The 6,249-nt window shown below is 47.4% G+C and carries 6 protein-coding genes and 1 pseudogene; all 7 read left to right on the forward strand.

Annotated elements, in window-relative coordinates; translation table 11 throughout:
* Positions 1–365 (forward strand): annotated as a pseudogene (locus RWS24_RS10300) (prephenate dehydrogenase); the annotation flags it as partial.
* A gap of 18 nt (positions 366–383) precedes the next feature.
* The gene (locus tag RWS24_RS10305) at positions 384–722 is read left to right on the forward strand and encodes a YlbF/YmcA family competence regulator (RefSeq protein WP_002897285.1); all 339 of its coding nucleotides are present in this window, start codon (positions 384–386) and stop codon (positions 720–722) included.
* A gap of 132 nt (positions 723–854) precedes the next feature.
* A complete protein-coding gene (aroA, locus tag RWS24_RS10310) occupies positions 855–2,138 on the forward strand; it encodes a 3-phosphoshikimate 1-carboxyvinyltransferase (protein ID WP_314367254.1) in 1,284 nt (427 codons plus the stop codon).
* On the forward strand, positions 2,131–2,607 hold the full coding sequence (locus RWS24_RS10315) for a shikimate kinase (RefSeq protein WP_125401936.1): 477 nt from the start codon (positions 2,131–2,133) through the stop codon (positions 2,605–2,607). The genes aroA and RWS24_RS10315 overlap by 8 nt, the downstream gene beginning before the upstream one ends.
* On the forward strand, positions 2,604–3,437 hold the full coding sequence (pheA, locus tag RWS24_RS10320; protein ID WP_314367260.1) for a prephenate dehydratase: 834 nt from the start codon (positions 2,604–2,606) through the stop codon (positions 3,435–3,437). Before RWS24_RS10315 ends, pheA begins: the two co-directional genes overlap by 4 nt.
* Positions 3,438–3,455: 18 nt before the next feature.
* A complete protein-coding gene (locus tag RWS24_RS10325) occupies positions 3,456–4,805 on the forward strand; it encodes an LCP family protein (protein ID WP_125401938.1) in 1,350 nt (449 codons plus the stop codon).
* An 84-nt stretch (positions 4,806–4,889) separates the two neighbouring features.
* Positions 4,890–6,245 carry a 23S rRNA (uracil(1939)-C(5))-methyltransferase RlmD gene (gene rlmD / locus RWS24_RS10330; RefSeq protein WP_314367264.1) on the forward strand — a complete coding sequence of 452 codons (1,356 nt, stop codon included), beginning with the start codon at positions 4,890–4,892 and terminating at the stop codon, positions 6,243–6,245.
* The last annotated feature ends 4 nt before the right edge of the window (positions 6,246–6,249 follow it).

Raw genomic sequence — 6,249 nt, forward strand, 5'->3', positions numbered from 1 at the left:
AGCGGCTGGAAGATTTTAAAGACCAGTTAGACAAGGTTGCCGCAGCGATTGAGGCCAAGGACGAGACAGCTATCTGGGAATTTTTCGACCGAGGACGACAAAGCCGCAAGCAGATGGAAATTCATAAGCGGGCCGGTGTAGATAGCTTTTATGACCTTTTTATTGAGGTGCCCGACGAAGAAGATGCGATTTTGGGTATTTTGGAGCTCCTGCGGGGAATTTCAGTCGTCAATATTCGTATCAACGAGGAAAACCGAGAAGATATCAATGGTATTCTGCAAATCACCTTTAAAAATCACCAAGATTTGGAAAAATCTGCTAAAATAGTAAGAGAAAATACGGATTACCTAGTGTCAGAAGACTAATATAGATTGGAGAACTCTATGTCAAATATTTATGATTTAGCCAATGAACTGAGCAGAAATCTGCGTGATTTGCCTGAGTACAAGGCAGTCGCAGAAAGTAAGAAAGCAGTGGATGCTGATAGCGAAGCGAAGGCTATTTTTGCGGATTATCTGGCTTTCCAGCAGGAGTTGCAACAGCTGGCTCAGACTGGTCAGGTACCGACTCAGGAGGTACAGGACAAGATGACTTCCTTTGGTGAGAAGATTCAGGGCAATGCTGTTCTTTCTGAATTCTTCAATAAGCAACAGCAACTATCCATCTATCTAGCGGACATTGAGCGTATCATCTTTGATCCGGTGCAGGATTTGCTTAAGTAAGCTAATAAAAAAGAGGAATCTGGGCTGAATACCTGGATTCTTTTTGGTTCGACTAGGATTCCAGAAATTTTAAGAATTTCTGGTCTTTTTATGATAAAATAAGAAGCAACAAAGGAAAGTACGAGGTCACCTATGAAATTATCAACCAATGTAAAAGGCCTGAAGGGCCGTATCCGAGTACCGGGAGATAAATCCATCAGCCACCGTTCCATTATTTTTGGCAGTTTGGCTAAGGGAGTCACTACTGTTCGCGACATTCTGCGGGGAGAGGATGTGCTGTCTACCATGCAGGTTTTTCGCGACTTAGGCGTCCAGATTGAGGACGATGGAAATCTAGTCAAGATACATGGCGTAGGATTTGAAGGTCTGCAAGCACCGAAAAATAAGCTGGATATGGGTAATTCTGGAACATCTATCCGTTTGATTTCTGGTGTTTTGGCTGGTCAGGATTTCGAAGCGGAGATGTTTGGTGACGACAGTCTATCCAAGCGCCCTATGGATCGGGTGACCGTCCCTCTGCGGCAGATGGGAGTCGAGATTGCTGGTCGGACTGAGCGTGATTTACCACCGCTCAAGATGAAGGGCAGTAGGGAACTGAAGTCTATTCATTATCAGCTGCCAGTGGCTTCTGCTCAGGTTAAATCGGCCTTGATTTTTGCTGCCCTACAGGCTCAGGGAGAGTCGGTTATTATTGAAAAGGAAATCACCCGTAATCATACGGAAGATATGATTGCCCAGTTTGGCGGGCAGATTGAGGTCAAAGGCAAGGAAATTCGCATTCAGGGCGGTCAGGAATTCACTGCTCAGGAAGTGACGGTCCCAGGTGACATTTCCAGCGCGGCTTTCTGGCTGGTGGCTGGATTGATTGTACCGGACTCTAAGATTGTTTTAGAGAATGTAGGCATCAATGAAACTCGTACAGGGATTTTAGATGTGATAGAGGCTATGGGCGGACGGATGACGCTGTCAGATGTCGATCCAGTAGCCAAGTCTGCAACCATCACCGTTGAGACTTCTGAGCTTAAGGGAACGGAGATTGGTGGCGAGATTATCCCGCGCTTGATTGATGAGTTACCGATTATTGCTCTTCTTGCGACTCAGGCTCAGGGACGGACTGTTATTCGCGATGCAGAGGAGCTCAAGGTCAAGGAAACCGACCGGATCCAGGTAGTGGCAGACGCTCTCAATAGCATGGGCGCAGCTATTACCCCGACGGAAGACGGCATGATTATCGAAGGGAAAACACCTCTTCATGGTGCTCAGGTCAACACCTTTGGCGACCATCGCATCGGGATGATGACGGCAATTGCTGCTTTGTTGGCTCAAAGCGGTCAGGTAGAACTTGGACGGTCTGAAGCCATTAAGACCAGTTATCCAAGCTTCTTCAGTGACTTGGAGGGCTTGATGCATGGCTAAGATATTGCTGGGCTTTATGGGAGCCGGAAAATCCACAGTGGCCAGAGGCTTAGCCCAAGACTTTGTCGATATGGATGAACTGCTCTGCCAGCGGCTGGGCATGTCTATCAAGGATTATTTTGACCAGCATGGTGAAGCGGCCTTCCGGGCTGCTGAAGCCCAGCTCTTGGCTGAGCTGATCGATACGGATTTGGTGGTCTCAACCGGCGGCGGTGTAGTCGTCAGCCCAGAAAATCGCAAATTACTGACTCAGAATGCTGATAATATCTACCTGAAAGCAGATTTTGAAACGCTTTATCAGAGAATTCAGCAGGATGCTGAGCAGGAACGGCCCTTGTTCTTAAACCAGAGCAAATCAGACTTGCAGCAGATTTTTGAGCAGCGTCAGGCCTGGTATGAGGAAGTGGCGACCCAGATTGTCGATACGAGGCTCAAAAGCCCGCAGGAAATTATTGAGGAAATTCAATGAAAATAGCATTTCTAGGCCCCAGAGGCTCCTTTTCTCACCATGTAGCCCAAGCTGCCTTTCCCAGCCAGGACTTGGTGCCCTATCAGAATATCACCGAGGTCATGAAGGCTTATGAGGCTAGGGAAGTGGATTACTCGGTCGTTCCGGTGGAAAATTCCATTGAGGGCAGCGTCCACGAGACCTTGGACTATCTCTTTCATCAAGCAGATATTCAGGCGGTGGCTGAGATCGTCCAGCCCATCAAACAGCAGCTTTTAGTGACGGATTTGGAGAAGCCAATTGAGAAGATATTTTCTCACCCGCAGGCTATTGCCCAAGGAAAGAAATACATTCGTCAGCATTATCCGCAGGCTGCCATTGAGGTCACGGCTAGTACGGCCTATGCAGCTCGTTTTGTGGCAGAGCATCCTGAAAAGAATTTTGCGGCTATTGCCCCGCGCACGGCTGCAGCAGAGTACGGGCTTAAAGTAGCAGCCAGCGACATTCAGGAAATGGAAGAAAATTATACCCGCTTCTGGATTCTAGGTCATGAGGTACCTGAGCTTCAACTGGCTAAGACGGGAGACAAGCAGACACTGGCTTTGACCTTACCGGACAATTTGCCAGGTGCTCTCTATAAGGCTTTGTCGACCTTTGCTTGGCGTGGGATTGACTTGACCAAGATTGAGAGCCGACCCCTAAAAACGGCTCTGGGAGAGTATTTCTTCATTATTGACATTGACAACGAGCATAAAAAATTGGCGGATTTTGCCTATCAAGAGTTGACAAGTCTTGGAATTACTTATAAAATTTTTGGTAGCTACAGTGTGTTTCTGATTCAGGACAAGTAGCAGTAGATTGGAGAAGAGATGAAGAAACCAGAAAATCTTAGCCATCATGAACAGCTCCGCTTAGATTATCTCTATAAAAATTATTATTATCTAAACGATAAAGAAAAGAAAGAATTTGACTATCTGCGTCAGAAGTCCAAGGGGATTGGCAGTTCAGCCAGTGTGCCGGACCATGACGAGCAACTGCATACAGTTAGTGACGCCTATGAGCAAGAGCCTGTGGAAATGGATTCTTCTGGCCTCTTGCCCAAGTACCCAGAGCGTTCTTCTCGTAGCAGAAGGCAAAAGAAGGCGCCGGAAGCTCTGGCAGGAGCTGATCTGGGACAAGATAAGCCCAAGAAGCCTCGCAAAAAAATCCGCTTGAAACGAATTCTGCTTTGGGCAGGGATTTTCCTGCTGATGGTCTTGGGGGGCATGATTTTCATGTTTATCAAAGGCTTGACGACAGCTCACAATGGCAATTCTAAACCGGCAGAAACGGAATTCTTTGACGGCAAGGATACTAAGGACGGAGTGAATATCCTCATTCTCGGAACAGACGGCCGGGTTGGTGACGACTCGACTGAGACGAGGACAGACTCCATTATGGTCTTGAATGTTGGTAATAAAGACCACAAGGTGAAATTGGTCAGCTTTATGCGTGATACCCTTATTCACATTGATGGCGTCAGCAATGAGTACACGGATCCATCGCAGGCAGATTACTATGACCAAAAGCTCAATTCTGCCTATACGATTGGGGAGCAAAACCACAACCGCGGTGCAGACTATGTCCGCCAGATGCTCAAAGACAATTTCGATTTGGACATCAAATATTATGCACTGGTGGATTTCCAGACCTTTGCGACAGCTATTGACACCCTTTTCCCAAATGGCGTCAGCATGAACGCCCAGTTCTCAACCATTGATGGGGAGAAGGTGACAGAAGTTGAAGTGCCAGATGATCTGAATATGAAAGACGGTGTGGTGCCCAACCAAACAATCAAGGTCGGTCAGCAGCAGATGGACGGTCGGACCTTGCTCAACTACGCTCGCTTCCGTAAGGATGACGAGGGTGACTTTGGTCGGACCCGTCGCCAGCAGGAAGTTTTGACAGCTGTCTTCCAGCAGGTCAAAGATCCGACTAAGCTCTTTACCGGATCAGAGGCTCTTGGTAAGGTCTTTGCCTTGACTTCGACCAATGTACCATACAGCTTCCTTTTGACTAATGGTCTCTCTATGGCTGGAGATTCCCGCAACGGGGTTGAGCGCCTGACGATTCCGGAAAATGGCGACTGGGTTGATACCTATGACATGTACGGTGGTCAAGGGCTCTTGATTGACTTTGAAGCCTATAAAGAAAGACTGCAGCAAATGGGTCTCAGATAAGATATATGATATAATGAAAGGTAGGACGATGTCCTGCCTTTTCTTTTGGGAAATGGCAGAGCGATAAAGCAGAAAGAGAAAAATATGTTAAAAAAGAATGATATGATTGAAGTTGAAATCGTGGATCTGAGCCATGAGGGAGCAGGGGTGGCCAAGGCAGAAGGCCTGGTTTTCTTTGTGGAAAATGCCCTGCCAGGCGAGCTCATCCGCATGCGCGTGCTCAAGGTCAACAAAAAAATTGGCTTTGGCAAGGTGGAGGAATTTCTCCGTACCTCAGACCGGCGCAATGAAAATCTTGATATGGCTTATCTGCGTACAGGGATTGCTGACTTGGGGCATCTGAACTATTCAGCCCAGCTGGACTTCAAACGCAAGCAAGTCAAGGACAGTCTTTATAAGATTGCTGGTTTGTCTGATGTAGAGGTGCCGCCGACACTTGGTATGGAGCAGCCGCTGGGTTACCGCAATAAGGCTCAAGTGCCTGTCCGCCGTGTCAATGGCCAGCTAGAAACAGGATTTTTCCGTAAAAATTCCCATGACCTCCTGCCGATTGAAGATTTCTATATTCAGGACCCAGTCATTGACCAAGTTATCCTCTTTACACGCGATTTGTTGCGTCGCTTTGACCTCAAACCTTATGATGAGCAGGAAAAGACTGGACTCATTCGCAATCTGGTTGTTCGCCGTGGTCATTATTCAGGAGAAATCATGGTAATTCTGGTTACAACCCGACCTAAAATATTCCGAGTAGAGCAGCTGATGGATCGCTTGACAGAGGCTTTCCCAGCTATTAAGTCCATTATGCAGAATATCAACGACCAGCCGGGCAATGCGATTTTCGGAAAAGACTGGCGAACGCTTTATGGCCAAGACTACATTACCGACCAGATGCTGGGAAATGACTTCCAGATTGCTGCGCCGGCCTTTTACCAAGTCAATACTGAGATGGCAGAAAAGCTCTATCAGACAGCCATTGACTTTTCCGAGCTGACTGCTGATGATGTTGTGCTTGACGCCTACTCTGGCATCGGGACTATCGGTCTATCAGTTGCTAAGCAGGTTAAGCAGGTCTATGGTGTGGAAGTGATTCCTGAAGCTGTCGAAAATAGCCGAAAGAATGCGGCAATCAATGGTATTACCAACGCCAGCTATGTCTGCGCCCCTGCTGAAGAAGCCATTCGAAACTGGCTTAAAGAGGGTATCCAAGCGGATGTCATCCTAGTCGATCCACCGCGAAAAGGCCTGACCGAGAGCTTCATCAAAGCCAGCGTCAGCATGGAGCCCAAGAAAATCACTTATATCTCCTGCAATGTCGCCACAATGGCGCGTGATATCAAACTCTATCAAGAGCTGGGTTATGAACTGAAGAAAGTACAGCCGGTGGACTTATTTCCTCAAACGCATCATGTTGAGGCGGTAAGTTTGCTAGTCAAGGAGTAAAACG

This window comes from uncultured Streptococcus sp., from assembly GCF_963528215.1.
GTDB lineage: Bacteria > Bacillota > Bacilli > Lactobacillales > Streptococcaceae > Streptococcus.

Bases quoted from the DNA above. Each gene is read 5' to 3' on its own strand.
- aroA (WP_314367254.1), top strand. From the start codon at position 855: ATGAAATTATCAACCAATGTAAAAGGCCTGAAGGGCCGTATCCGAGTA.
- RWS24_RS10325 (WP_125401938.1), top strand. From the start codon at position 3,456: ATGAAGAAACCAGAAAATCTTAGCCATCATGAACAGCTCCGCTTAGAT.
- pheA (WP_314367260.1), top strand. From the start codon at position 2,604: ATGAAAATAGCATTTCTAGGCCCCAGAGGCTCCTTTTCTCACCATGTA.
- rlmD (WP_314367264.1), top strand. From the start codon at position 4,890: ATGTTAAAAAAGAATGATATGATTGAAGTTGAAATCGTGGATCTGAGC.
- RWS24_RS10315 (WP_125401936.1), top strand. From the start codon at position 2,131: ATGGCTAAGATATTGCTGGGCTTTATGGGAGCCGGAAAATCCACAGTG.
- RWS24_RS10305 (WP_002897285.1), top strand. From the start codon at position 384: ATGTCAAATATTTATGATTTAGCCAATGAACTGAGCAGAAATCTGCGT.